21 protein-coding genes are annotated in these 25,172 nt (G+C 62.1%); 15 read left to right on the top strand and 6 right to left on the bottom strand.

Annotated elements, in window-relative coordinates; all coding sequences use genetic code 11:
• The 3 genes from ftsY to JZ791_RS24795 form a co-directional block, all read left to right on the top strand.
• The coding region (gene ftsY, locus JZ791_RS24805; protein ID WP_216897616.1) for a signal recognition particle-docking protein FtsY at positions 1 to 921 on the top strand (921 nt) is incomplete at its 5' end.
• Positions 922 to 936: 15 nt separating this feature from the next.
• On the top strand, positions 937 to 1,422 hold the full coding sequence (locus JZ791_RS24800; protein WP_308163072.1) for an SLOG cluster 4 domain-containing protein: 486 nt from the start codon (positions 937 to 939) through the stop codon (positions 1,420 to 1,422).
• A 31-nt stretch (positions 1,423 to 1,453) separates the two neighbouring features.
• Positions 1,454 to 1,702 (top strand): DUF7660 family protein, encoded by a 249-nt coding sequence (locus JZ791_RS24795; protein ID WP_216897615.1) that lies wholly within the window; start codon positions 1,454 to 1,456, stop codon positions 1,700 to 1,702.
• On the opposite strand, the gene JZ791_RS24790 is transcribed toward JZ791_RS24795, so the two are convergent.
• On the bottom strand, positions 1,677 to 2,567 hold the full coding sequence (locus JZ791_RS24790; RefSeq protein WP_216897614.1) for an AraC family transcriptional regulator: 891 nt from the start codon (positions 2,565 to 2,567) through the stop codon (positions 1,677 to 1,679). The genes JZ791_RS24795 and JZ791_RS24790 overlap by 26 nt on opposite strands.
• Before the next feature lie 156 nt (positions 2,568 to 2,723).
• On the opposite strand from JZ791_RS24790, the gene JZ791_RS24785 reads away from it, so the two are divergent.
• Complete coding sequence (locus JZ791_RS24785; RefSeq protein ID WP_216897613.1) at positions 2,724 to 3,770, top strand: aldo/keto reductase; 1,047 nt, start codon at positions 2,724 to 2,726, stop codon at positions 3,768 to 3,770.
• On the opposite strand, the gene JZ791_RS24780 is transcribed toward JZ791_RS24785, so the two are convergent.
• Positions 3,735 to 4,757, bottom strand: a complete 1,023-nt coding sequence (locus JZ791_RS24780) for an amidohydrolase family protein (protein WP_216897612.1) — start codon at positions 4,755 to 4,757, stop codon at positions 3,735 to 3,737. The genes JZ791_RS24785 and JZ791_RS24780 overlap by 36 nt on opposite strands.
• 70 nt (positions 4,758 to 4,827) lie before the next feature.
• Between JZ791_RS24780 and JZ791_RS46585 the strand changes: the two genes are divergently transcribed.
• The 7 genes from JZ791_RS46585 (at position 4,828) to JZ791_RS24745 (ending at position 13,728) form a co-directional block, all read left to right on the top strand.
• Entirely contained in the window at positions 4,828 to 5,385 is a 558-nt protein-coding gene (locus tag JZ791_RS46585) for a TetR/AcrR family transcriptional regulator (RefSeq protein ID WP_216897611.1), read from the top strand.
• A 290-nt stretch (positions 5,386 to 5,675) separates the two neighbouring features.
• Complete coding sequence (locus JZ791_RS24770; RefSeq protein WP_216897610.1) at positions 5,676 to 7,100, top strand: ammonium transporter; 1,425 nt, start codon at positions 5,676 to 5,678, stop codon at positions 7,098 to 7,100.
• Between the two features lie 5 nt (positions 7,101 to 7,105).
• A complete protein-coding gene (locus JZ791_RS24765; protein WP_216897618.1) occupies positions 7,106 to 7,444 on the top strand; it encodes a P-II family nitrogen regulator in 339 nt (112 codons plus the stop codon).
• 87 nt (positions 7,445 to 7,531) lie between these two features.
• Positions 7,532 to 9,946 (top strand): [protein-PII] uridylyltransferase, encoded by a 2,415-nt coding sequence (locus tag JZ791_RS24760; protein WP_216897609.1) that lies wholly within the window; start codon positions 7,532 to 7,534, stop codon positions 9,944 to 9,946.
• 286 nt (positions 9,947 to 10,232) lie between these two features.
• Positions 10,233 to 10,553: a hypothetical protein gene (locus JZ791_RS24755; protein WP_308163071.1), complete on the top strand. Its 321-nt coding sequence runs from the start codon at positions 10,233 to 10,235 to the stop codon at positions 10,551 to 10,553.
• A gap of 104 nt (positions 10,554 to 10,657) precedes the next feature.
• Positions 10,658 to 12,241, top strand: a complete 1,584-nt coding sequence (ffh, locus tag JZ791_RS24750) for a signal recognition particle protein (RefSeq protein WP_216897608.1) — start codon at positions 10,658 to 10,660, stop codon at positions 12,239 to 12,241.
• 23 nt (positions 12,242 to 12,264) lie between these two features.
• Positions 12,265 to 13,728: a recombinase family protein gene (locus JZ791_RS24745; RefSeq protein ID WP_216897607.1), complete on the top strand. Its 1,464-nt coding sequence runs from the start codon at positions 12,265 to 12,267 to the stop codon at positions 13,726 to 13,728.
• Positions 13,729 to 13,781: 53 nt separating this feature from the next.
• Here JZ791_RS24745 and JZ791_RS24740 read toward each other — a convergent pair whose 3' ends face one another.
• Together JZ791_RS24740 and JZ791_RS46850 are read right to left on the bottom strand one after the other, a co-directional pair.
• Entirely contained in the window at positions 13,782 to 14,258 is a 477-nt protein-coding gene (locus JZ791_RS24740) for an NUDIX domain-containing protein (protein WP_216897606.1), read from the bottom strand.
• Positions 14,242 to 15,006, bottom strand: a complete 765-nt coding sequence (locus tag JZ791_RS46850; RefSeq protein WP_368858337.1) for a helix-turn-helix domain-containing protein — start codon at positions 15,004 to 15,006, stop codon at positions 14,242 to 14,244. The genes JZ791_RS24740 and JZ791_RS46850 overlap by 17 nt, the downstream gene beginning before the upstream one ends.
• 155 nt (positions 15,007 to 15,161) lie before the next feature.
• On the opposite strand from JZ791_RS46850, the gene JZ791_RS24735 reads away from it, so the two are divergent.
• The 4 genes from JZ791_RS24735 (at position 15,162) to JZ791_RS24720 (ending at position 23,338) form a co-directional block, all read left to right on the top strand.
• Entirely contained in the window at positions 15,162 to 15,335 is a 174-nt protein-coding gene (locus tag JZ791_RS24735) for a hypothetical protein (protein WP_216897605.1), read from the top strand.
• Positions 15,336 to 17,533: 2,198 nt separating this feature from the next.
• A complete protein-coding gene (locus tag JZ791_RS24730) occupies positions 17,534 to 17,863 on the top strand; it encodes a hypothetical protein (RefSeq protein ID WP_216897604.1) in 330 nt (109 codons plus the stop codon).
• Between the two features lie 15 nt (positions 17,864 to 17,878).
• Positions 17,879 to 18,739 carry a hypothetical protein gene (locus JZ791_RS24725; protein ID WP_216897603.1) on the top strand — a complete coding sequence of 287 codons (861 nt, stop codon included), beginning with the start codon at positions 17,879 to 17,881 and terminating at the stop codon, positions 18,737 to 18,739.
• A 519-nt stretch (positions 18,740 to 19,258) separates the two neighbouring features.
• Positions 19,259 to 23,338, top strand: coding sequence for an aggregation-promoting factor C-terminal-like domain-containing protein (locus JZ791_RS24720; RefSeq protein ID WP_216897602.1), 4,080 nt, complete (start codon positions 19,259 to 19,261; stop codon positions 23,336 to 23,338).
• 614 nt (positions 23,339 to 23,952) lie between these two features.
• Here the strand turns inward: JZ791_RS24720 and JZ791_RS24715 are convergent.
• The gene (locus JZ791_RS24715; protein ID WP_216897601.1) at positions 23,953 to 24,501 is read right to left on the bottom strand and encodes a TetR/AcrR family transcriptional regulator; all 549 of its coding nucleotides are present in this window, start codon (positions 24,499 to 24,501) and stop codon (positions 23,953 to 23,955) included.
• Positions 24,501 to 25,106: an NADPH-dependent FMN reductase gene (locus JZ791_RS24710; RefSeq protein WP_216897600.1), complete on the bottom strand. Its 606-nt coding sequence runs from the start codon at positions 25,104 to 25,106 to the stop codon at positions 24,501 to 24,503. The genes JZ791_RS24715 and JZ791_RS24710 overlap by 1 nt, the downstream gene beginning before the upstream one ends.
• Positions 25,107 to 25,172 lie beyond the last annotated feature (66 nt).

Below are 25,172 nucleotides of genomic sequence, written 5' to 3'. Positions count from 1 at the left end.
GCTCCCACCTCCGGCCGCCTCACCCGCCTACGCGGCCGTTTAGCCCGCTCACAGAACGCGGTCGGCAAGAGCCTGCTCGGCCTGCTCGGCGGCGGCGACCTGGACGAGGACTCCTGGGAGGAGATCGAGGACACCCTCGTGATGGCCGATCTCGGCACCGCCGTCACCGCCACCATCGTCGAGAACCTGCGCTCGGAACTGGCCGCCCGCACCATTCGTACCGCCGACGAGGCCCGCGAGGTCCTGCACTCGGTACTCGTGCGGGCGCTGCGCCCGGAACTCGACCGCTCGATTCGCGCCCTGCCGCACGACAACCACCCGTCCATCCTGCTGGTGGTCGGCGTCAACGGCACCGGTAAGACCACCACGACCGGCAAACTGGCCCGCGTCCTGGTCGCCGACGGCCGCCGCGTGCTGCTGGGCGCGGCCGACACCTTCCGCGCCGCCGCCGCCGATCAGCTCCAGACCTGGGGTGAGCGCGTCGGCGCGCAGATCGTGCGCGGCCGCGAGGGCGCGGACCCCGCGTCGGTCGCCTTCGACGCCGTCAGCACCGGCATCGACACCGGCGTGGACGTCGTCCTGGTCGATACCGCCGGCCGCCTGCACACCAAGACGGGCCTGATGGACGAGCTGGGCAAGGTCAAGCGAGTCGTGGAGAAAAAAGCCGCCGTCGACGAGGTCCTGCTGGTCCTGGACGCCACCGTCGGCCAGAACGGCCTGACCCAGGCCCGCGTCTTCGCCGATGTGGTCGATATCACCGGTGTCGTCCTGACCAAGCTCGACGGCACCGCCAAGGGCGGCATCGTCTTCCAGGTCCAACACGAACTGGGCGTTCCGGTCAAACTCGTCGGCCTGGGTGAGGGCGCGGACGACCTGGCCCCCTTCGAACCCGGCGCCTTCGTCGACGCCCTCCTGGGCTAGACCCAGCCGCGAGCAGTGCCCCCGATCCAGGTCGCGGTGTGCGGCCCCCGAGACTGCCCCGACACCGACACCCGCAACGCCCGAGAGGTCGGCCGCCTCCTGGCCGAGGCCGGCGTCACCGTCCTGTGCGGCGGCGGCACCGGCGTCATGGCCGCCGTGGCCGAAGGCGCCTCCTCGGCCGGAGGACTGGTGATCGGAATCCGCCCCGACACCGACCCCGCGGCCATCTGCCCCGGCCTGTCGGCAGTCCTGTACACGAACATGGGCGAGGCCCGCAACACCATCTTGATCCGCTCCGCCGACGCGGTCATCGTCGTAGGCGGCTCTTGGGGCACGCTGTCCGAACTGGCCCTGGCCAACCACCGCGACGATGTCCCGATCGTCTCTCTCGGCGGCTGGCAGATCCTCGACGCCGCCGGGCAACCGATCGAATCTTCCGCTGTAGCAACAAGTCCTGCGCATGCGGTCGAATATGTCCTGAGCCATGCGGCATCTCGGTAAACGCACTGTGCGGACACATAGGAGACATAGCGTGGCCGAGCGGGATCCGGCGAGCCTGCGAACTCGATCCGAATTCGTGGAATACGTTCGCGCTCTTGCCGAAGCGGTCGGCGACAACCCGGGACAGTACGAAAACATCAGCTCGGCAGAGCTTCTCGAGGCAGCCGCCGCATGGGTCGATGATGCCGATGCTTGCGCTGCCGAGGCTGACGGGCAGTCACGCTCTGTCGACTGGTCGTTCATCGCGAAATTGCTTACTGCGGCATTGATATACGAGTGACCTGACCGACGTCGTGGCCCGGGGAAGTGCCGAAGGTGCGGCGGTATTCGCGGTTGAACTGGGATGGGCTTTCGTAGCCGACGTGGTAGCCGATCTCCGCGACGGTTCGGGCGCCGGTGGCGAGCAGGACGCGGGCCTCCTGGAGTCGGATTTGCCGGCGGAACTGGATCGGGGTCATGGATGTGGCCGCGCGGAAGTGGCGGTGGAAGGTTGATTCGCTCATTCCGGAGAGGGCGGCCAGATCGGCGATGGACAGGGGGCTCGCGAAATTTTCGCGGATCCAGCGGATGGCTCTGGCGATGTGGGTCAGGTGGCCGTCGGCGGTGCCTATCTGGCGGATGAGGGCGCCCTGTGCGCCGGTGAGCATGCGCCACAGGATCTCGCGTCGGCAGGCGGGGGCGAGTACGCGTAGATCGTCCGGATGGCCGAGTAGGCGTAGCAGGCGGATGATCGGATCGAGCAGGTCGGGAGTCGCGTCGCTGATGCTCAGTCCGGCGAGGCTGGGCCTGCGGGCCGGGACGGGGGTCTCCAGCAGCAGCGGTGCGATCTCGTGCGGGCTCAGAGTCATGCTGACCACGACCAGGGGTGCGTCGCGATCCGCGACCAGCGCCTGCCCGGTGACCGGGAGGTCCAGCGACACGATCAGGTACTGACCCGGGTGCTGCTCGTACGCCCTGCCGTTCAGCGCCGTGCTTTTGACGCCCTGCGTGACGATCGCGAACGAGGGTTCGGCCATCGCGCTCTGCGGCAGTGTCGGCTCGTCGACCGTGGTGACGGTGATGCCGTCGAGGACCCGCACTTTGCGCAGTCCGCCGACGCCGACCGCGGCCAGCGCCAGTGCGCGGAGTTCGTCGAGTGGGTCCACGCGTCGAGTCAACCTCGCGGCGTCGCCACGGGCAACGTGGTATTGCCCGATCGGCTCGAATTCGACGGGATCGGGCAATTCTCTGCCGGTATTCGCCTCACAGTGCGCGCGTCTGACGTGGTGCTCTGGTGTGGTCACCACATCGAGGGAGAAACCATGGAGTACCGCCCTTTGGGCAAGACTGGGATCGCGGTCGGTCCGCTGTGCCTGGGCACGATGATGTTCGGCGCGTGGGGTAATCCCGACCACGACGAGTGCGTGGCGATCACGCACCGTGCGCTGGACGCGGGAATCAACGTCGTGGACACCGCGGACGTGTACTCGGCGGGCGAGTCCGAGGTCATCGTGGGCAAGGCCCTGGCTTCGGTGGACCGGTCCCGAATCGTGCTGGCCACCAAGGTCAGCTCGCCGATGGGCGACGACCCGAACGCCCGCGGCGGCTCGCGGCGCTGGATGACCGCCGCCTGCGAGCAGAGCCTGCGTCGCCTCGGGACCGATTACATCGACCTCTATCAGATCCATCGCCCCGACGAGACGGTCGACATCGATGAGACGCTCGGCGCGCTGACCGATCTGGTCCGCGCGGGCAAGATCCGGTCCTTCGGCAGTTCGACCTTTCCCGCCGAACAGATCGTGACCGCGCAGTGGGTGGCGCAATCGCGCGGACGGGAGCGATTCCGGACCGAGCAGCCGCCGTACTCGATGCTGGTGCGCGGCATCGAGGGGCATGTGCTGCCGGTCGCTCAGGAGTACGGGATGGGGATCCTGTCGTGGAGTCCGCTGGCCGGGGGTTGGCTGTCCGGCCGGTTCGGAGTGGGCAAGGAGAACGTCAGCGAGCGCGACAAGCGCCTGCCCGGGAGGCCGGGCGCCGGCGGGCGATTCGACCTCACCACCCCGGCCAACCAGCGCAAGCTGCAGATCGTCACCGACCTGGCCGCACTCGCCGACGAGGCCGGGCTGACGCTGGTGGAGCTGGCGCTGGCGTTCGTGCTCGAACATCCGGCGGTGAGCACCGCCATCATCGGACCGCGCACCACCGACCAGCTCGAATCCCAGTTGGCCGCACCGGATATCCGGCTGGACCGCGCGATCCTGGACCGCATCGACGAGATCGTCCCGCCGGGCATCGAGGTCAATCCCGAAGACACCGGCTGGCGGGCTCCGGCCCTAGTGGACCCCGGTCGCCGCCGTCGTTCCTGGTGAGACCGCCCCGCCGAATTCGTCGAGTCGATAGAGCGTCCGGGCATTGGCGTACGCGATCTTGTCCCGATCCGCCGGGTCGGGGAGCGTCTCGAGGAATCCGGTGAGGGTCGCGGCGTCGATCCGGTGGAAGGGGTAGTCGCCGGAGAGCAGGATCCGGTCGACGGTGGTGAAGTCCAGCGCGTGGCGCAGCAGGCGGGGAGTCAGCATGCCGCTGGTCGCGATGTACACGTTGGTCTGGAAGTACTCGGCGACTCGGCGATCGAGGGTAGCGACATGGGAGAGACTGTCGGCCCGATCGAGGGCGAACAGCAACATCTCGCCCCAGTGCCCCATGACGATCTGCAGGTCCGGGTGCCGGTCGAAGGTGCCGCGCAGGATCAGGCGCAGCGCCGCGAGCCCGGCCTCGATATGCCATCCCCAGCCGAAGGTGGCCAGGGCCAGATCGACGGTCGGGTCGAACCCGCTGTAGGACGCCTCGCGCACCGGGTTCGGCGGAATCTGGGGGTGGATGAATATCGGCCGGCCCAGGCGGGCGGCGGTCGCGAACACCTCGTCGTTGGCGGGATCGTCCAGTGGACGGTCGCCGCTGCGGCCGTAGGACATGATCCCGACATGCGCGGGGTCGTCCGCGGTCCGCTCGAGTTCGGCCACGGCGGCATCCGGGTCGGACATCGGCAGCGTGGTCATGGCCCGCAGCCGAGTCGGATAGCGGCCGACGGCCTCGCTGGCGCGATCGTTGGCCTCGCGGCTCAGGGCGATGGCCTCGCGGGCCGGGAGCCCGTGGGTGCCCGGCGGGGCGAGCGACACGATCTGCATGTCGATCCCGGCCGCGTCCATGAACTCGATCCGCTGCTCGCCGAGATCGAGCAGGCGCGCGGGGATATCTCCCCGGTCGTTCAACGCCAAGCTCTCGTCCGCGCCCTGCGCGCGCAGCGCGCGATCGATCCCCTCCGACGTCCAGTGCTCTTCGATGGCAATGGCTCTCATCATGCTCCTTTGGCTCATGCTCTGTTGAGCGAATATATCAGATTCGCTCAACAACTGTAGAGTGAAATTCGTGGACGAACCGACGACTCGCGCGGCCAAGCGCGCCGCCACCGCGCAGCGGATCCTCGAAGCCGCCCAGGTCGAATTCGGCGAACACGGGCTCGAGGCCACGACGGTGCGCGCGATCGCGGGGCGTGCCGGGGTGGATCCCTCGCTGGTCATTCAGCACTACGGCTCGAAGAGCGACCTGTTCGCCATCGCGGCCCGGCTCGACGGCGACAGCACCGGCGGCGACGTCTCCGGGCACCTGTTCGATGTGCTGGGCGTCCGGCTCAGCGGCCTCCCACCGGAGACCCGCGCCCTCGTGCGATCGATGCTCACCGCACCGGAGGCGACACGGGCAATGAAGGACTTCCTCGACGAGCGGGTCCGCAACCTCGCGCGCACCAGCGATGACGCCGACGCCGAACTGCGAGCCGCGCTGACCGTCAGCAGCATCCTCGGCCTCACCATCGCGCGGCACTTCCTGGAACTCGACGCGCTCGCCGACATCTCCGAGTCGCAGATCGACACGGTCCTGCGACCGTGGCTGACCGCGGCTCTGGGCGAGGATGGCGGGGATGGCTAGGGCCTCGCGGCGCCCTCAGCGCCGGGTGGGTCCGGCGGTGAGGATGTTGATCACTGATTTCCGGTCGCGTGTCGCTCTCGCGGTTCTGCACACTGCTTGATCAGGCATTTTATCCTCAACACGCGAACCGTCTCGCAGCCGCGCGAAGCGCTGTGCACAGAATGAAACATGGTAGCAACACGGAGAACTCATCCGTTCACGCAGGCGAAACATCGCGGCGGCACAGATGAAACACCGAGTAGCGAACCTTCTGTGCAGGCTCGTTGCAGATGCTTTGGCCGAGCCCGGAGATGAGGAGGAACAAGGTGGCGTATCCCTTGGTTGGTGTACCGGACACCGGCGACACCGCGTGGATGCTGGCAAGCTCCGCGCTCGTGTTGCTGATGACCCCCGGACTGGCGTTCTTCTACGGCGGTATGGTCCGCGGGAAGAACGTGCTCAACATGATCATGATGAGCGTCAGCGCGATGGGCATCGTGGGCGTGCTGTGGGCGATCTTCGGATACTCCGAGGCCTTCGGTAACAACAAATTCGGCGTGATCGGCGATCCGGGCCAGTTCTTCGGCCTGAAGGGCCTGATCGGATCGAACGGCGCGGCCGCCGTCCCAGCGGATGCGGCCAACCACGTCGCGGCGAAGGCGGCGGTGACCATCCCGCTCGCCGGAACCATTCCGATGACGGTGTTCGTCGCCTTCCAGCTGATGTTCGCCATCATCACCGTCGCGCTGATCTCGGGCGCGGTCGCCGACCGGCTCAAGTTCCGCGCGTGGCTGATCTTCGCCACCGTCTGGGCGATCGTGGTCTACTTCCCGGTCTGCCACTGGGTGTTCGACTTCAACGTCTCCGACTCCGCCGGCAACCTCGTGCACGAGGGCGGCTGGATCGCCAACAAGCTGCAGGCCATCGACTTCGCCGGTGGTACGGCGGTGCACATCAACGCCGGCGCCGCGGGCCTGGCGCTGTGCATCGTGCTGGGCCGCCGCAAGGGCTGGCCGAGGGTTCCGGGCCGCCCGCACAACCTGCCGTTCGTGATGCTCGGCGCCGGTCTGCTGTGGTTCGGCTGGTTCGGCTTCAACGCCGGATCCTCGGTGAGCTCGAACGGCCTGGCCGGTTCGACTTTCCTGACCACCACCTTCGCCACCTGCGCCGCGATGCTGGGCTGGCTGCTGGTGGAGAAGCTGCGTGACGGCAAGCCCACCAGCCTGGGCGCGGCGTCGGGTCTCGTCGCGGGTCTGGTCGCGATCACCCCGTCCTGCTCCTCGGTCAATGTGCTGGGCGCGCTGGCCATCGGCGTGGTCGCCGGCATCGCCTGTGCGCTGGCGGTCGGCCTGAAATACAAGCTCGGCTTCGACGATTCGCTCGACGTGGTCGGGGTGCATCTGGTCGGCGGTCTGATCGGCACCCTGATGGTGGGCCTGTTCCTGGCCCCGCAGTCCGGCGCCTCGCAGAGCTTGAACGGCGCGAAGGGTTTGTTCTACGGCGGCGGCTTCAGCCAGCTGGGCAAGCAGGCGATCGGCGCGTTCGCGGTGATGGCCTTCTCCTTCATCGTCTCCCTGATCCTGGCCTACATCATCAAGTTCACTATCGGTCTGCGTGCCACGGCCGAAGAGGAGTTCGAGGGCCTGGACGAGTCGGAGCACGCGGAAACGGCATACGATTTTGCTGCTGCGACTGCTGTGGGTGGCACGGCACGTGAGGTCGTCAAGGAGGCATGACCAAAATGAAACTCATCACCGCGATCGTCAAACCATTCACACTCGAGGACGTCAAGAGCGGGCTGGAGCAGGCGGGCGTACTGGGTATGACCGTCAGCGAGGTCCAGGGCTACGGCCGGCAGAAGGGACACACCGAGGTCTACCGCGGCGCGGAGTACTCGGTGGACTTCGTCCCCAAGGTCCGGGTCGAAGTAGTGGTGGACGATACGTCGGTCGAAAAGGTCGTCGAGGTGATCGTCGAGGCCGCTCGCACCGGGAAGATCGGCGACGGCAAGGTATGGGTCACCCCCGTGGACGCCGTCGTGCGTGTGCGGACCGGTGAGCGCGGCGCCGACGCCCTGTAGGGCCGAATTTCGAGCGGCGGCCCCGCTCCCCACCGGGATACGGTAGGGGCGGGGCCGTCGCATGATCGTTGGGTGGTGGTGTGGGCTATGCAGGCGAAGAACGATATGCCGGGCGGTGCGACGGATCTGGTACGGGCCCGCGATCAACTGCTGGAGGGCGGCGACACCCGGCATCCGCGACTGGACGCCCACGCGCTGCGCCAGGCGCTGGTCGATCTGCACGATCTGTGGCTGACCGCTAAGGGCGCCGAACTCGGCATCACCGCCGACAGCGGGCTGGCCGTGGTCGCGGTGGGCGGGCTCGGCCGCCGCGAGATGCTGCCCTACTCGGATCTGGACCTGGTACTGCTGCACGACAACGTGGACGCCGCACGCGTGGCCGAGGTGGCCGACAGTCTGTGGTACCCGCTGTGGGACGCGCACATCAAACTCGACCACAGCGTGCGCACGGTCCCGCAGGCGCTGCGGGTGGCCGCCGACGATCTCACCGCCGCGCTCGGGATGCTGGACGCCCGGCACATCGTGGGCGACGTCGAACTGAGCAACCTGCTGATCGGCGGTGTGCGCCGCGAATGGCGCACCGGAATCCGTTCGCGCTTCAGCGATTTGGTGGAGCAGGCGAACCAGCGGTGGCGGCGCAGCGGGGAGATCGCGCACCGCGCCGAGCCGGATCTGAAGAACGGCCGCGGCGGCCTGCGTGATATCCAGCTGCTGGACGCCTTGGCGATCGCGCAGCTGACAGACGCCATGCCGGGCCTCGGGCCGGACGTCCCGGGCGGCGGGCTGAAGCAGGCCCACCGCCGTCTGCTGGACGTGCGCACCGAACTGCATCGGGTGGCCGGACGCGCGCGAGATCAGTTGCGCGCCCAGGACGCCGACGAGATCGGCAGTGCGCTGCGCATCGGCGACCGCTTCGATCTGGCCCGCACGCTCAGCGACGCCGCGCGCACGGTCGGCTATTCGGTCGACGTCGGGCTGCGCACCGCGGGCAACGCCCTGCCCCGGCGCGGGCTGGCACGGCTGCGGCGCATTCCGGTGCGCCGGCCGCTCGATGAGGGAGTGGTCGAACACGCCGGTGAGGTGGTGCTGGCCCGCGACGCGCGCCCGCAGAAGGATCCGGGTCTGATCCTGCGGGTGGCCGCGGCCTCGGCCCAGCACGCGCTGCCGATGTCGGCCACGACGCTGAACCGGCTGTCCGAGGACGCGCCCGAACTGCGCGAGCCGTGGCCGCGCGAGGCGCTCAACGATCTGCTGGTCTTGCTGGGCACCGGCCGCACCATCGTGGCGGCGGTCGAGGCGCTGGACCGGACGGGACTGTGGGGCAGGCTGTTTCCGGAGTGGGGCGCGGTGCGGGATCTGCCGCCGCGCGATCCGGTGCACACCTGGACCGTGGATCGGCATCTGGTGGAGACCGTCGCCTACGCGTCGGCGCTGAGCACCCGCGTGTCCCGGCCGGACCTGCTGCTGCTGGGCGCGCTGCTGCACGATATCGGCAAGGGCCGCACCGAGGATCACAGCATCGTCGGCGCGGACCTGGCCACCCATATCGGCCGGCGACTGGGCCTGTGGCCCCAGGATGTGCGCACGCTCAGCGCGATCGTGCGTTATCACCTGCTGCTGCCGGATACCGCGACGCGCCGGGATCTGGCCGATCCGGAGACCGTCGACACTGTGGTGCGGGCCCTGGAGGGCGATCCGCAGCTGCTGGAGCTGTTGCACGCCTTGGCCGAGGCCGATTCCCTCGCGACGGGTCCGGGCGTGTGGGGCGATTGGAAGGCCTCGCTGATCCGGGAGCTGGTGCGCCGCAGCCGGTTGGCGATGGCGGGCGAGGCGCTGCCGCAACCGGATCCGATCGATCCACAGCTGCTGGTCAAGGCCAAGGCGGGCGGGGTGCACGTGGAGCTGACGCCCGGCGATGGGCGCTACACGCACGTCGTCACGATCGTCGCGCCCGATACCGCCGGCCTGCTGTCCGAGGCGGCCGGAGTGCTGGCGCTGCATTCGCTCCGGGTGCTGTCGGCATCGCTGGGCGCGGAGGGTGATTCGGCGATCGACACCTTCGTGGTGAGCCCGAAGTTCGGCGACCCGCCCGATGTCGGGCTGCTGCGCCAGGAATTGATCCGGGCGATCAACGGCGAGCTGGATCTGGCGGCCGTCCTGTCGAAGAAGGAGCTCGACGCGGGGCTGCCGCCCAATCCGTACGCCCAGGCCCAGCCTCGCGTGCTGTGGACCGAGACAACGGTCCCCGGACAGGTATTGCTGGAATTGCGTGCCGAGGATCGGATCGGCCTGCTCAGCCGCCTGGCCGGGGCGCTGGCCGGGGTGCGCGTGAATGTGCTGTGGGCGAAGGTGGTGACTCGCGGCGCGTCCGTGGTCGACGCGTTCTGCCTGGATCTGCGGGGACCCGACACGCCCGAGCGGCGGGCGGGGATCGAGGCGGCATTGCTGGCCGTCGTCCCGCAGCCGTTGCCGCCGAAACCGAAGGATGCCGAGGAGGAGTAGGCGGCCGGAAACGGACGGTGGGCCTGGTTGGGATGTGAGTTGCGGGCAGGTGGCCCGGTGGGGGATTTGCTGACAAACCTGATGTTTACCGGTTAATCAGATCGTTGCGTGCGATTTGCTGCAACTCGTATCGGCTGTGATGTGACCCACTCTACGATCACTGGGGATCCAGCTACGCGAGTGTGGAGGAATCCGGCGTGAGTGGGGGCCGGTGCGAACCGGCCGTCTCTGCCGCGGGTGTTCGTTCGAACCTGTCAGGGATGTTCGAGCATGAGGGAGCGGGCCGGTGGCGATTGAAGTTGTTTCCGCATCGATGATGACCAGTGACCTGACCCAGCACATCGCTCGCTGTGTGGGGGGCGATCGCTGGGTGGTGTCCTGGCTGCCGGGGCGCACCCTGTCCGGGCAGCAGGCGGTCACGGCGATGACCATCGCCTCCACGGTGGCCGACGGGTCGAGCGCCCCGCCCACCGACGTGGAATGGGCGACGCTCGATTCGATGGCCCTGGATTTGGGGCTGACCGGCCGGGAGGCGGCCTATCTGGCGACCCTCCAGGACCGGGACATCCGCCAGGCGCCGCGGCCGCGGCGCCGGACACTGGAGTAGACGTGCCGCCACACCCCTGATGACTAGGGCGAATCCGTTCGTCATCGATCGCGCATTACGCTGGTATCCCGAGTGACAGTCCCTCGAGATCAGGAGCGCGATCGGTGTTCGAATCCTTGTCCGACCGGTTGACCGGTGTTCTGAGCGATCTGCGCGGTAAAGGGCGTCTGTCATCGGCCGACATCGACGCGACCGCGCGGGAGATCCGGCTGGCCCTGCTCGAGGCCGACGTCGCACTGCCTGTGGTGCGCGCGTTCATCGCCCGCGTCAAGGTGCGCGCCCAGGGGGCGGAGGTCTCCGGTGCGCTGAATCCGGCGCAGCAGGTCGTCAAGATCGTCAACGAGGAATTGATCGCGATCCTCGGCGGCGAGACGCGGCGGCTGCAATTCGCCAAGACCCCGCCGACGGTCATCATGCTCGCGGGTCTGCAGGGCGCCGGTAAGACCACCCTGGCGGGCAAGCTGGCCAAATGGCTGAAGGGCCAGGGGCATACGCCGCTGCTGGTGGCCTGTGACCTGCAGCGCCCCGGTGCGGTGACGCAGCTGCAGGTGGTCGGCGAGCGGGCCGGGGTGCCGGTGTTCGCGCCGCATCCGGGCACCTCGGTCGGCGGTGGCGGGCAGGATATTTCCGTCGCCGAACCGATCAACGTCGCGCGCAGCGGTATCGAGGAGGCCCGGCAGAAGCAGTACGACGTGGTCATCGTCGATACCGCGGGCCGTCTGGGCATCGACGCGGCGATGATGGGGCAGGCCGCGGGCATCCGCGACGCCGTGCAGCCCGACGAGATCCTGTTCGTGCTCGACGCGATGATCGGCCAGGACGCGGTCAATACCGCCGAGGCGTTCCGCGACGGCGTCGGCTTCACCGGCGTCGTGCTCACCAAGCTCGACGGCGACGCGCGCGGCGGTTCCGCGCTGTCGGTGCGCGAGGTGACCGGTCAGCCGATCCTGTTCGCCTCCACCGGTGAGAAGCTCGAGGACTTCGACGTCTTCCACCCGGACCGCATGTCCAGCCGCATCCTGGGCATGGGTGATCTGCTCACCCTGATCGAACAGGCCGAGCAGGTCTACGACGCGCAGCAGGCCGAGGAGGCCGCGCGCAAGATCGGGGCGGGCGAGCTGACCCTCGAGGACTTCCTCGAGCAGATGCTGGCCATTCGCAAGATGGGTCCGATCGGCAACCTGCTGGGCATGCTGCCCGGCGCGGGCCAGATGAAGGAGGCCATCGCCTCGGTCGACGACAAGCAGCTGGACCGGGTGCAGGCCATCATCCGCGGTATGACGCCGACCGAGCGCGCCAACCCCAAGATCATCAACGCCTCGCGTCGCCTGCGCATCGCCAACGGTTCCGGTGTCACGGTGACCGATGTGAACCAGCTGGTCGACCGCTTCTTCGAGGCCCGAAAGATGATGGCCGCGATGGGCCGCCAGATGGGTATGCCCGGCGCCAACCGCCGCAACAACAAGAAGGGCAAGAAGGGGAAGAAGGGCGGTCGCGGCCCGACTCCGCCGAAGGTGCGCGGTGGCTTCCCGGGCATGCCGGGGATGCCCGCCATGCCGCCTGGTATGCCCCCCGGGATGCCGGACCTGTCGGATATGCCCGCCGGACTCGACCAGCTCCCGCCCGGACTCGACGGCATCGACTTGTCGAATCTGGTCAAACGTAACCCGCCGAAACCTAAGGGTTAGGCGGATGACCAGGAGGTTTGTCGGTGGCAAGAGTGCTCGGGAGAGTACGGCTCTCGCGTTTCACAGACGAGTCAACATCACCGGAGCGGCAACGCGAGATCATCCAACAGTGGTCCGACTTGAACGGTCACCAGGTTGTTGGATGGGCTGTGGACATGGACGTGTCCAGGTCGGTAAACCCGTTCGATACGCCTGCGTTGGGTCCGTGGTTGACGGATGCCAAGCAAGCGCAGTGGGATATCGTTGCGGGTTGGAAGCTAGACAGGATCGCTACCGGCTCTATCTACCTGAACAAGGTTGTGGACTGGTGCGATAAGTACGGCAAATCATTGGTCTCGGTTACCGAGAATTTCGATTTGTCAACTTGGGTAGGTCGTCTAATTGCCAATGTTATTGCCGGTGTGGCTGAGGGTGAACTAGAGGCTATTCGAGAGCGTACTCAAGGGTCACGAAAAAAACTGGTTGCATCTGGCAGATGGTTCGGTGGAAAACCGCCGTACGGTTACCGGGCGGTGAAACAGAGGACTGGGGAAGGCTGGAAATTGGAGCCTGATCCAGAGTCCTCTGTTGTGCTGGAACGAATCGTTGATCAAGTTATCGCGGGTGACTCCGCGCTGGCTGTGTCTAAGCAGCTAACCGCCGAGAAGGTCCTTACGCCTAGTGATTTTATCCGGTACCGGAATAAAAAACCTACTAGAGGAACTAGCTGGAATCCGACTACACTACTGGACCTTCTTAGATCTAAATCGCTTCTCGGATATATGATTCATGACGGCATAGTGGCCCGGGAGGATGATGGAACCCCCGTGATGGTCGGTACACCGTTGTTGTCTGTCGAGAAGTTTGGGCAGTTGCAAGGTGCGCTAGAACAGCGCGCGATCGTTCAGCAGAACGAGCGCGGGGACGCCTCACCGCTTCTAGAGGTAGCGAAATGTTTCGACTGCCAAAATAATTTGTATCATCAGCGCGTGTACGACAACCGGAACGGTAACCGAAGGCGTTACTACCGCTGTCAGAACAAATGCACTCAGCAGATTGTTGCAGATACCGCCGAACTGTTGGTAGAAGAAAGGTTTCTCGGCGAACTCGGGCATGTTGAGGTTTTCGAACGTGTATACATTCCCGCTCAGGATCACCAAGCAGAGTTAGTGCAGGCGGTAGAGGCTATGGACGAACTAACTACGCTTCTCCGGGGTGTGAAGTCGCAAGCGGGCCGACAGCGTCTCTCCGCGCAAATAGCGGGTCTGGATTCGCAGATTCAAGAGTTGGAGCGAATGCCAGCTTCGGAAGCTCGCGAAGAACTGCGACCAACCGGGAAGACATATAGTGAGGTCTGGCAGGATAGCGACGTTCAAGAGCGTAGAGCGCTTCTGATCCAAGCGGGTATCGTCGCTAAGATGAAACTATCTGGTCGGGTAGGTAGAAGCGGGGGAGCGCTACAATGCGAGCTTTTTGTACCCGAGGACGTTAGGCAGCGGATGAACTAACGCATATCCGCAATGAAAACCCCCGGCCTCCGCGGTCGGGGGTTTTTTCTTTTTCACCCTAGATACGGTGATCTTCTCTGTTCTGAATGATGCTGCAATCTGAGCCGTACCGTTTCATGTACCGGCACCTCGGCTAGTTCGCCCAGAGTCAAAAACTTAACTTCGGTGGATTCCTTCGATACGGCGATACTGCCGCCGACAATCCGACCGTAGAACGTGATATTGAATTCTTGTCGAACTTCGTCGTTGCTGGTGTAGTGAATGACGTGTTTCGGATCGGTGTAAATACCGAGTAGCCCTGTGATCTCGATATCTAATCCGGTCTCTTCTTTCGTTTCGCGGACTACGCATTGTTCTAAAGTCTCGCCGATTTCCATGATCCCTCCCGGAAAACTCCAGTTTCCGGAATCCGATCGGCGCTGCATAAGTATCGCACCGTTAGCGTCTACAACCAACGCAGAACCGCCCGGTACTAACGAATTTGCTTGTGGTGCGTTCGGATCGTTGTAGTAGTCATGCCGTGAGGCCATGTGAACCCCCTTCGACGTACGGCACGGTGGTTTGCCATATCTGTTCGAACTGGTCGGCGAACGATTCGAATATGCCGTGTGGAGACAACCTACGCAGATACAAGGCTGTGTGCTGGTATCCGCGGGCACGGAACAGATACGGAGTAACGATCATTTCGTCATCGAACCGAAAAACCGAGTTGTACAAGTGTGTCGAGTGCAGACCTACCCGACACCCGGGAGTGTCCGGCAGTGGCCCCAGCATGGACAACGCATTACGTATCCGGCCCGGAAGCGTGCCGTTCATTTGTTCTAGCGTGTCGCGCTCTGCAACGTGATCACAGTCGGGATCTGCGAAACCTAGCCGTACCTCGCACCCCGCTAAGCACTTGCTAGCTATGACCTCTGAGGCTTTAGGCAACAGTTCGAGTACGAACGGGTAGGCGTACCCCATGATGTCTATCCGGTGAGTTGCCTTGTGCACCAACGAAACCCACAGATCGTTAGGTATCTCCGATCGGTGTGCGTAAGCGCTTAGAACCTCAGCGGTAGCAGGGGCACCCTCTTGCGTGTCCGGCCTAGCGGCCGGCCATAGCGTCTCCTCGGTCTCACCTAGTAGTTCGGCTACCTGCACACGTGTACGTCGGTGCGGTACTCGACCAGCTAGCCACCGGTTCACTGTCTTCACGTCTACGCCCGCCTTGTCGGCTAGCTCCGCAGAGCTGAGCCCCGATCTGAGAATTGCGGTTTCTAGCCTCTGCTGAGCCATACCCATAAGGCTAGGGGACATTCGGGACGTTTGAAGTGTCTTCCGAAACGTCCTCAGCACGGTTCAGGCGTCCCGTGGTTACTACGAGTCTGTAGGTAGCCCCGCGCTGAGGTGAGAGGCCCCCAGCGCGGGTGCCCACCACTGAGAGAGGTGAGATGGCTACCCACCGATTACCAGACCGGACACCGGGCGATCATCTGCCCGAGTACGTGAAGTTCGGCCCCAACGCCGAACTGTTGACCGAGGAGACGCTTCGGTACCTGTTGCGTGCAATGCGGGTGATCCCGGAGATTCAACCCGAACGCTTCGACTGGTGGGCTGAGCAATGAGTGCAGAGATGCCCCGTCGCCGAATAATCGTTTATCCGTGGGGATTCATGGAGGTTTGGGGAGACGATACGGATTGTGACGATTACCGCGTGATGACCGATGACGATCCGGACGATGATCCGGATTGGCGGCCTGCGTCATGATCATAGTGGGTTACGTGATCATGTTCGGGTTACCTGCGGTTGTGATACTTCATTCAGTAATCGCGATTTACCGTCACCGGTAAAATCTCGAACGTTAAGCCACCCTCTCTGCGGCGGGGTGGCTTTTTTGATGCCGTGACGACCGACGCTGAGCGAGTACCCGAAACAGGCCCCTGGTTGCCCCGTAGACGGACGAACACGGCTCGGGTGGGTAGTTGTGTGGTTCCGGGGGGTTCGGCTCTGAGAATCGAACGATTCCGGGATGTTGATCACGGATTTAGCATCTGAACTGGTCTTATACCCAACACGAATTACTGTCGGACTAGCTCTGACCTCGAGCTATGCGTGTGCATGCATCCCAGCGACACGGGGACAAGAGTCCCCTCCGTTGCAGTCCGTCTGCGACGGCTGCGACACGCCCGGAGGACTACCCCAGCGCGCGGGGGAGCGAGTGAACGTGCGCGTACGCACGCGGTAAGAGATATATACAACCGCGGAACGTGACGTTCGAGCTGTACCCGGCAACCGGTCCAGTCCAGCGAGCCACGAAGGCTCGCAGTATGTGAGTTGCCTCACATATTCCCCGGTGACCTGCGGATTCGCACGCTTAGTTATATGAGGCAGAAAAATTGTCACCCTTAGTCATATGACCCCAGGGAAATACTCACCCTTAGTTAGGTAGAGGCAGTTTCAAGTACTTGGATACAGTGACTGACGAAGATAATCGTGTGAACTAGGTCACAATCTACTCTCGAAGACCGAAATACTCACCTTCATACATATAGAGGGAGTAAGGGAGCAACGAAGTTGCGACCGCAGTGACCGAACCAGAGACGTGCCGAAGCCTCAGGGCGTAGGTACGGCTCGGTAGTACAACAGTTTGGTCTCGGACTGAAAATACTCAGGCTTAGTTATATGTACCACCCGGCAACCGCAAGGTTGACCGGGATTTTTTATGCCGCATTGACCGTAACGCTACGGATAGGAGGTGACCATGTGCCGCAACAACCACCCGGAGACACCCATGAGTCGGTATCCCGACTCGCACGAGTGTCGTATCTGCGTCAAAGACCGACAAATCAAATACCGGACCAAGAACCGTGCTCGCCTTCGGTGGCTCGCAGATTCCGGACTACTCAATTAAAGAAGGAAATCATGAAACCGACCATTCGGGCGTTCCGACCCAAGTCGGCAGACAAGGTCTTGTATCGCGTCGGTATGCCCGGCAACAACAAAACCTTGACTTTCAATCGCGAAGAGCTGGAAGCCCTCGCAGACCTTATACCCCTAGTCCTTGGAGGACGAAGCAATGACCAGACAATCCGCTAAGTTCGGGTGGCTAGAGGCTTACGCTTATAGCGGCAAGAATCTACCGAGCCGGGCAATGATGGTGCTGTTGCACCACGCAGACGGTGACACCTTGCAGTGTCATCCTAGCGAGCCGACGATAGCGAAGGCTTGCGGTATTACCGAGCGTGCGGTTAGGAAACAGATAGCCGCCAACAAGGCGGCTGGTTGGGTAGAGGTCGTACAGCGTTACGACCGATCGAACGTCTACACCCTTACCATCCCAGACCGGAACGATAGTTCCTCCCCTACTGGGGAGAGCGGAACTATAACGCAGGGAGAGAGGAACAATAGTTCCACTCAGAGAGGAACGATAGTTCCGCCTAATAGATCACTGGATAAACCAGTGATAGATCAGTCAATAGATCAAGAGAAGGGCGGAACAATAGTTCCGCACCCCGAAGACGTGACTACGTCGCCGGATTTGAGATCCGCCTCCGCAGGGACCGAACAGAGTGAGGGACCAGACAGAGAAGTTCCGGAGTGGAACAATAGTTCCGCTCTAGATCCCGACCCTTGGGCTAATTGGGTCGAACCGCCGCACCCAGAGAACTGCAAGTGCCTCCGATGCGACGACGAACCCCCGTTCTAGAATCGTTCGATTCTAAGCCTCGGGATCATCCCGAAGTATACCGATGTACCCCAAGCTCCCGGTAGTGGCTCACTGAGCCACACAGGGGCTTTTTTGATGCCTACGTAAGGAACACCATGGCAAGTAGTGAACTAAAACAGATGCTTCTAGCTCGGTTGAACGGTGAGCTACCGGAAACCGATGCCGACGACAACCAGTCGGTAGCGATGTCTCGGGCTGAGCTTAAGCAAGCGATGCTAGATGCGATTCATGACACCGGGGCAAAGACTCGGAATCATAAGCCGACCGAAGAACGGCTAGCCGAGCTACGCACTGTGCAGGATGACAACAACGATTGGTACGCAGCGCAGATTGCTAAGTACAACACCGAAATGACCAACGCCGAGAGTTCGCCTACGGCGTTGAACCGTTCGTTTTCTGAGTACAACCGCACCGTTAGCCTCTAGGGAGAGTTTGTAAAAATGGATATCAACAACACCGACGTTTATTCGAATCACGTGCAAGCGGTCGAAATGGTGGAATCGGCCGGCGGACAGGTGCCCGCGGAGTGGACGCGAATCCGCGAGGCTTACGAAACCAAATACGTGTACCGGTCGGAGTCTTTCAGTCTTCGGCTGGTCGAAATGATCGTAGACGCTAAATCGTCTGGTGATGATGTCTCGGAACTACGCGCTATTACCTTGGCGGATGCCGTAGGTTCGGTGCAAGGCACGTTGCAAGGATCTTCATACGGCACGGCTAGCTCGCATCTCGACACAGAGGTTCGGCGCAGTATCGCAGGTAAGCTTATCGCTCAGTACAACAAAGTTGCTGATCCTAATCTTAAGGTAGTAGCTAAGGCTTTCGATGATGATTGGAAGCTGTTTACCGAATACTCTGCGAAAGTCGATCCCGAGCTTACGAGTGACAAAGTGGTTCGCTTGCCCAAGGATGAGCAGAACGCTTGGCTTGAATTGGAAGCGATTGCACAGCGTCTAGACGCGCGTCTAACCGTCCTAGGTGAAGCGTTCAATATGGCTTCGAGTGTGGTTCGAGTTACGAATGGTGACGACAATACCTATTTGCCTTTGGTGCTCGCACCTACAGCGGTCGGACTTGAACGCTTGGCTGTGTGGAATGCGTGGAATGCGACCGGTAACCGTTGTGGTCGCTGGTCGGCTCTACTTACACTTGGTGAGCCAGTCAAGGCGGTAGAAACCGCTAGGGATTACCACGCTTACGGTGCATATCAGGGTGTAATCGAGCGGGTCGAACCGCTTGATCGTTTCAGTTCACGCAGGTTCTTTGTTGACGCCGAAACAGGCGAACGTGTCAATGATTGATTCTGAATACGGCTTTGATAAAGCGTGCCTGATCGCATTAGAGCTTAGCAATTCTGAGGATGCTAAGCGAGAGCTAACGAATCTCAGGCGTTGGTATCACGAGCACAACAACCGCGCTAACCGCTAAGGGTTATGCCCGTAGCTAAGAGCTAAGACCGGGCAAAATCTTTTGAATTCAAGTCTTGACATTCCGGCTCAGGTGTGAGCCGGGGTGCAACCCCTCCGGGGTGGTCGAACGGCCCCCCTCGGTGCATACGGGCCAATATCCCCCCGTATTTAAACATAGCTCCCCCTCATTGCGACCTGCGGTTTCTTCCGCAGGTCGTTCTTATCTCTCCCCCCTTTATTTCTAAGGCTATTCATGATGAAAGACTGTTCTATCTGCGGCCGACCTAGGCCACTAACCGAGTTCTACTCGGATAAGTCTCGCAGGGACGGACGCGAACACCGCTGCAAAACTTGCAGTAACCGGAAACGCACCGCGTATCAGCGCCAGGCCGACACTATCGGGGCGGCCTAATGGCTATCGAAATTGCCACAGCGTACGTTTCCATCCTACCGTCCACCTCTAAGCTTAAACCCGCTATTCGGGATGCTCTGAAAGATGTTCAGTCCGAAGCCGACCGTAATCCGGTAAACGTCAGGACTAAGGTCGATAACAAAGACCTTATAGCTACCAAGAAAGCGCTATCCGACCTCGGTAGCGCCGCAGGCGGTATATCGACGCTCGGTGCTCACATGGCCGTACTAGGCGGCGGTGCTGGGCTAGCCGCTGGCGCAGTAGCGTCTCTCGGTGCGGGGCTACTCGCGGTTGGCGGAGCTGGCGCGCTCAGCGTTGCTACCGTCGCGGTAGGAATCCATGGCATTGCGGATGCCTTCAAGACTGCCGCGGCTGCATCGGATGCTTTTTCGGATGATGCTCAGGCTAAGGCCAAAGCCATTCAGTCCGCACAGAACGGCGTTACCTCCGCTCTGCGTTCGCAGGAATCAGCAGAGCGCAGCCTAGTAGACGCTAAGCGCGAATCGCAGGACGCAGAACAGAACCTAACCCAGTCCCGCAAGGATGCCTTGCGGCAGTTGCAAGACCTGAACCGCGAGACGGAAAAGGGAAAGCTAGACGCTGAAGGCGCAGCGCTTTCGGTAGCGGAAGCTCAGCGAGACCTTAACAAGGCTCGAATGACTTCGACTGATCCACTAGAAATTGCTGAGGCTCAGCACCGACTTAACGAAGCACTAGCGGATCAGCAGGACGTTCTACAAAAGAATTCGCGTACCCAAGAGGACGCTAATACCGCTAACGCTAAGGGTGTCGAAGGGTCAGACAAGGTTGTCGCTGCACAAGAGCGAGTAACCAAATCTCACGAATCGGTGCAGACCGCCGAAGAGGCGGTTACCGACGCTAATTCGAAGCTGGTTCAGGCTAACCAGGCTCTTGTTCAGGCGCAGACTCAGTCGAGCGATTCGGCTAAGAAGGCACAACAGGCGATGGCTAAGCTTTCGCCTAACGCACGTGACTTCGTTACTCAGATGCTGGCTCTTAAGCCAGCGCTTTCGGGTGTCGGTAATTCGGTTCAAGACTCGCTGTTTGCCAACTGGGGTACAGACTTCTCGAATCTCGCTAACACTTCTATTCCGACTGTCCGTGAGGGCATGGACGGTGTGGCGGGTGCGATCAATAACGCTGGTAGGAACGCTGCGACGTTCTTCTCTACCGCTCAGGCTCAGCAGGGTATACAGGCCGCATTTGCAGGAACCCGCGATGTTATCAACGCATCGGTCGGGGGAATCGGAAACCTGACAAACGGCATGCTCAGCATGAGCAAGGCCGCTGCCCCCGCTATGTCGAATATCGGTACCGCTATCGGGTCCGTATTCGGGTCTATCGGTAATACGCTTACGCAACTCTCGAATTCTGGACAGTTGACGACACTGTTTCAGGACTTCGCAGCAATCCTAAGCTCGATGGCTCCGGCATTGTCCGGGCTGGTTTCGGGGCTGGTCACGCTGGCGACACAAGCGGCACCGGGTATCAAGGCGTTGTTCCAAGCGCTCGGGCCTGCGCTGCAATCTATCGGCCCTCCGTTGGGCTCTCTGGGTGCCGCACTAGGCACCGCGCTAGCTGGTGTTCTTCCCGTAGTTACAAAACTCGTTACTTCTCTAGCCCAAGGGCTACAGCCGGTTCTACCGGTACTGGGTACGTTGCTAACGAACCTGGGAATTGCTCTTATTCCGCTGGTTAAGCCGTTGTCGGAAATCACGCTATCGCTGGGTACAGCGTTGGCGCAGGCTATACCGATTCTGGCCCCGTCTATCACTCGGCTATCTAACGCATTCGCTTCGGTCGTTCAGTGGATAACACCGTTAGTTCCGTTGCTGGGCTCTCCGGTATTCCGAACTCTCGCGGTAGTAGTCGGAACAATGGTGGCTGGATTCGAGGCTTATAAGATTACGCTTGCCGCTGCATCGGTGGTCCAATCGGCGTTTAACGCCGTAATGGAAGCTAACCCTATCGGTATCGTTGCTTTGGCGCTCGCAGGTCTCGCCGCTGGTGTTGTTTACGCATACACGCATTTCGCGACGTTCCGAAATATCGTAGACGACTTCGGAAAGTTCTTCGTAGGGTTGTGGAACTCGGCTCTACATCCTGCGGTAGACGCGCTGGGCGCAGCGTTTACCTGGCTGTGGAAAAATGTCATGGTCCCGGTTTGGGATGGCGTTTCCGCTAGTGTCCGCGGTGCGTGGACTGATGTAATTCAGCCAGCATGGAAAGCGATGCAGACCGGTCTCGGTGTCCTCAAAGACACGTTCTCTTCGGTCGTATCTGGCATCGGGTTGATCTGGGACGGTTTGAAGCAGATTGTAACCGCACCGATCAATTTCGTGATCCAGACCGTTTTGGATGACGGAATATTTAAAGCATGGAACTCGGTTGTAGGATTCCTGCACCTCGGAGACGGGCTGAAAGCCCCGCATCTAGATCCGGTGAGATTCGCTACGGGTGGCTTTGTTTCAGGTGCGGGTGGTCCTAAAGACGACGTGATTCCGGCAATGTTGTCCAACGGTGAATTCGTCTTGAACGCCGATACGGTTTCACGTATCGGTGTAGCCAACCTAAACCGTATTAACGGTGGAGGTACCGCAGACGGTTTGGCTCGTATCGCTGGCTTGCCTGCGCTAGCGGCTGGTGGCGCGGTAGAGGCTGCAATGGTCAATGCTCACGAGTTCGCCCGCTCCATGGACGGACAGAGCTACCTAATGGGTGGCGAGGCACCCGGCCCAGTGGACTGCTCAGGCTTCATGTCTGCTATCGCTGATGTTGTCCTCGGAGGTACCGGGCATGGTCGTTGGTGGGCTACTACAGCGTTCCCCAAGAGTCAGGCAGGCTCGGTTAACGCTGGCGGCCAAAACTGGGCTGGTGGCCTAGGAAAAGGCTTCTCTATCGGCGTTATCGGCGGTGCTGATTCCGGGGGTGCTAACGGCCACACAGCGGGTACTTTGACCGGTTACGGCAAGTTCGCGACTGTGAACGTCGAAGCTGGTGGCTCACACAACAATGTTGCGTATGGCGGGCCGGCCGCGGGTGCCAACAATTCCGAGTTCCCTACTCAATACCACCTGCCGATTATCGACGGGTTGTTTCAGGCTGCTACGCCTGGTTCAGGCGGTAGTCACGGTTCGTTGTGGAACTGGGTTATCGACCACACATTCAAGCCAGCACTGAACGGTGTGTCGTCCCTGATTCACACCGTGCCCGGTATCGGAGAAATCCCGAAAGCAATGTTCGACAAGGTTTCGGGTGCTCTACTCGATTACCTTAAGGGTGGCGCTAGCACAGATACCCCCGGTGCTCCCGGCACCGGTCCGGTTCAATCCCAGGTTCAGCAAGCATTCGCACGCTACGGCTGGGGTAATGGCGACCAGTGGGCCGCTGCCTCATGGATCATTGACCACGAATCGAGCTGGAATCCGACCGCGGTTAATCCTTCGGGTGCATTCGGTCTAGCTCAGTTCTTGGGCTCGACTCAGCAACAGTATCTCCCGGACAAGAACCCTAACCCGGGTATCCAGGGCGATGCTATGGCCCGTTACATCCGTGACCGGTACGGTTCGCCGAAGGCTGCACAGCAGTTCTGGATGGCTCACCATTGGTATGACCAGGGAGGTATTTTCCCTAACAACTCGATTGGTATCAACCAGTCGGGTAAGCCTGAAGCGGTTCTAACAAACGATCAGTGGAGGTTGTTCACTGATTTTGTTGGGCTACTGGGAAAAATGGTGACTATGCCTGCCACTCAGGTACCGATGAGCACAGTCACGGTTACCCCGAACCCAGGTGCGACGGATTCTCCGTACACAGTGACGCCGGACACTACACAGAGTCCGATCACGGCAGCGGATGTTGGTACACAGCTTCAGGGCATCGGTAGCGACTTCGCTCAGGCGAACTACAACGAATTCCTGGGCGATATCGGTACCCGCCCGTCTGGCGGGGCTGGTCAGGAGATAATGAAGCTTTTCGATCAGAGGGTTCTTGCAATGCTCGCTGAGGGTGCGGCCAATACTCGTATTCAGGCTGCGTCGTTCATCGGACGCCGATAGGCGTTAGTACCGCCTAGATTCAACACTGAGACACGAAAAAGCCCCTAGGCATACTTTGTATGCCCGGGGGCTGTTCGTCGTTCTACGGCTAGATATTCTCGATAAGGTACGTGGTGACCAATCCGGAACCCCCGTACATGTGCGCGTCCTCAACCTTGGTTGTCGCCAACTCGGTATGCGCGTGGTGCGAAAGGAACTCTTCGAGTTCACGGGTCATCCATTTACCCGGAGTGACCCGTATCGACCGGTACACCATGAGAAACGCTGAGTTCTCAGCGACGGGTGCGAGCGAGACGTACAACCACATCGGCCTATGCGTCGTTCCATCGTTCCATAGGCCGTCTGTCAGCTTCATGGGTTCTCCAAGGTCGCGGCACCCTGTAGAGTGCTGGGTGTAAGTCGACCATATTCGACTTGTCCAAGCTGAAGTTCCCCAAGAACTGAGATATTCGTAGGCGGCAGTCCGCTGCGAACCTTCGCTGGGCCACCGAGACGCATCGACTCGGTGGCCCAGCGCTCTGCGGCATGTGTGATCGGTCGGTCACTCCGAGCGGGTGATTGGTTGATCACTCGAGCGGGGTGACCGGTTGGTCACTTCGACCAGGCGGATTCGTCTAATGGACGAGGCCCTCGGTGAGGCGGGTTGCCCAGGGTTCGGTCGAGTTGTCCAGGTCGAGGGCCGCGACCAGGTGACACAGCTGTCCGCGGGCGACGAACGTCTGGATCTCAGCCTGCGCGGCCTGTGTGTGATCAGTCACGAACTCGACCAGCCGGGCCTGCTGCGCGCGCATCGCGTCCCGGATTTCCGGGTCGTCGCTGGCCGCGAGCGCGTGGACCTGCAGCATGATCAGCTTCCGATCGGTGATCAGGTCGGCATAGGCGTCGGCCAGCGCTGCCAGGGCGCGGCGGGGGCTGATGGCCGGCAGATTCTCCATATCGGCCAGCAGCCCGGCCAGGATCTCGTCGAAGCAGGCATGTAATGCTGCGATGAACAGGTCCTGTTTGGTCGGGAACAGCCGGAACACATAGGCGGGGGAGATGCCCGCGACGGCCGCGACCTCGGCTACCGGGGTGCCCCGGTAGCCGGACACCGCGAACACCTCGATCGCCGCATTCGTGACGGTAGCCCGCCGCTCGTCCGCCCTCGACAACGTTCTGTTCATTACTTCGCCGCTGCCGAGACCGGCGGAACCGCCGCAGCGGGCCGGTTCGCGCGCAGCTCGGCCAGCGCGGTCGTCCAGCGCAGCAGTTCGGCGAACATCAGCGGCGCCGCCTGTTCCAACTCGGGGCTCGGCTGGAACTGGCCGTCCTCGATGAACTGGGCGAAGAACGGGATCGCCACCGCTTCGGGAATCGGCACCATCTTGAGCGTGGTCACGAGCTGTTTGAGCACCTGGACCGCGCGGGTGCCGGCGGCCACGCCGCCGTAGCTGACGAATCCGACCGGGGCGTAGAGCCATTCGCTGTGCAGGTAGTCGATCGCGTTGACCAGGCTCGGCGGCGGTGCGTAGTTGTACTCCGGGGTGACGAACACGAACGCGTCCGCCTCGCCGACCTTGGCACTCCATCGGATGGTGTGGTCGTGGACGTACTTGCCCGTCCGTGGGTGGTTGGGCTCATCGAACACCGGTAGCGCGAAATCGGCGAGGTCGACCAGCTCGACCTCGAATCCGCCGTGCTGGGCGGCCGCCTCGGCAGCCCAGGTCCCGATGGGCAGGCCCACTCGGCCCGGACGGGTGCTTCCGACGATGATGTGCAGTTTGGGCATAAGGCGACTCCTCCTGGATGCGGTGCTCGACCTACGATGTGCCGCGGGTAGGGGCCGGTAGCGGGT

Source organism: Nocardia alni (assembly GCF_019038435.1).
Classification (GTDB): Bacteria; Actinomycetota; Actinomycetes; order Mycobacteriales; family Mycobacteriaceae; genus Nocardia; species Nocardia alni.
The sequence above is the reverse complement of the archived record's forward strand: the minus strand, read 5'-3'. Positions and strand labels throughout refer to the sequence as shown.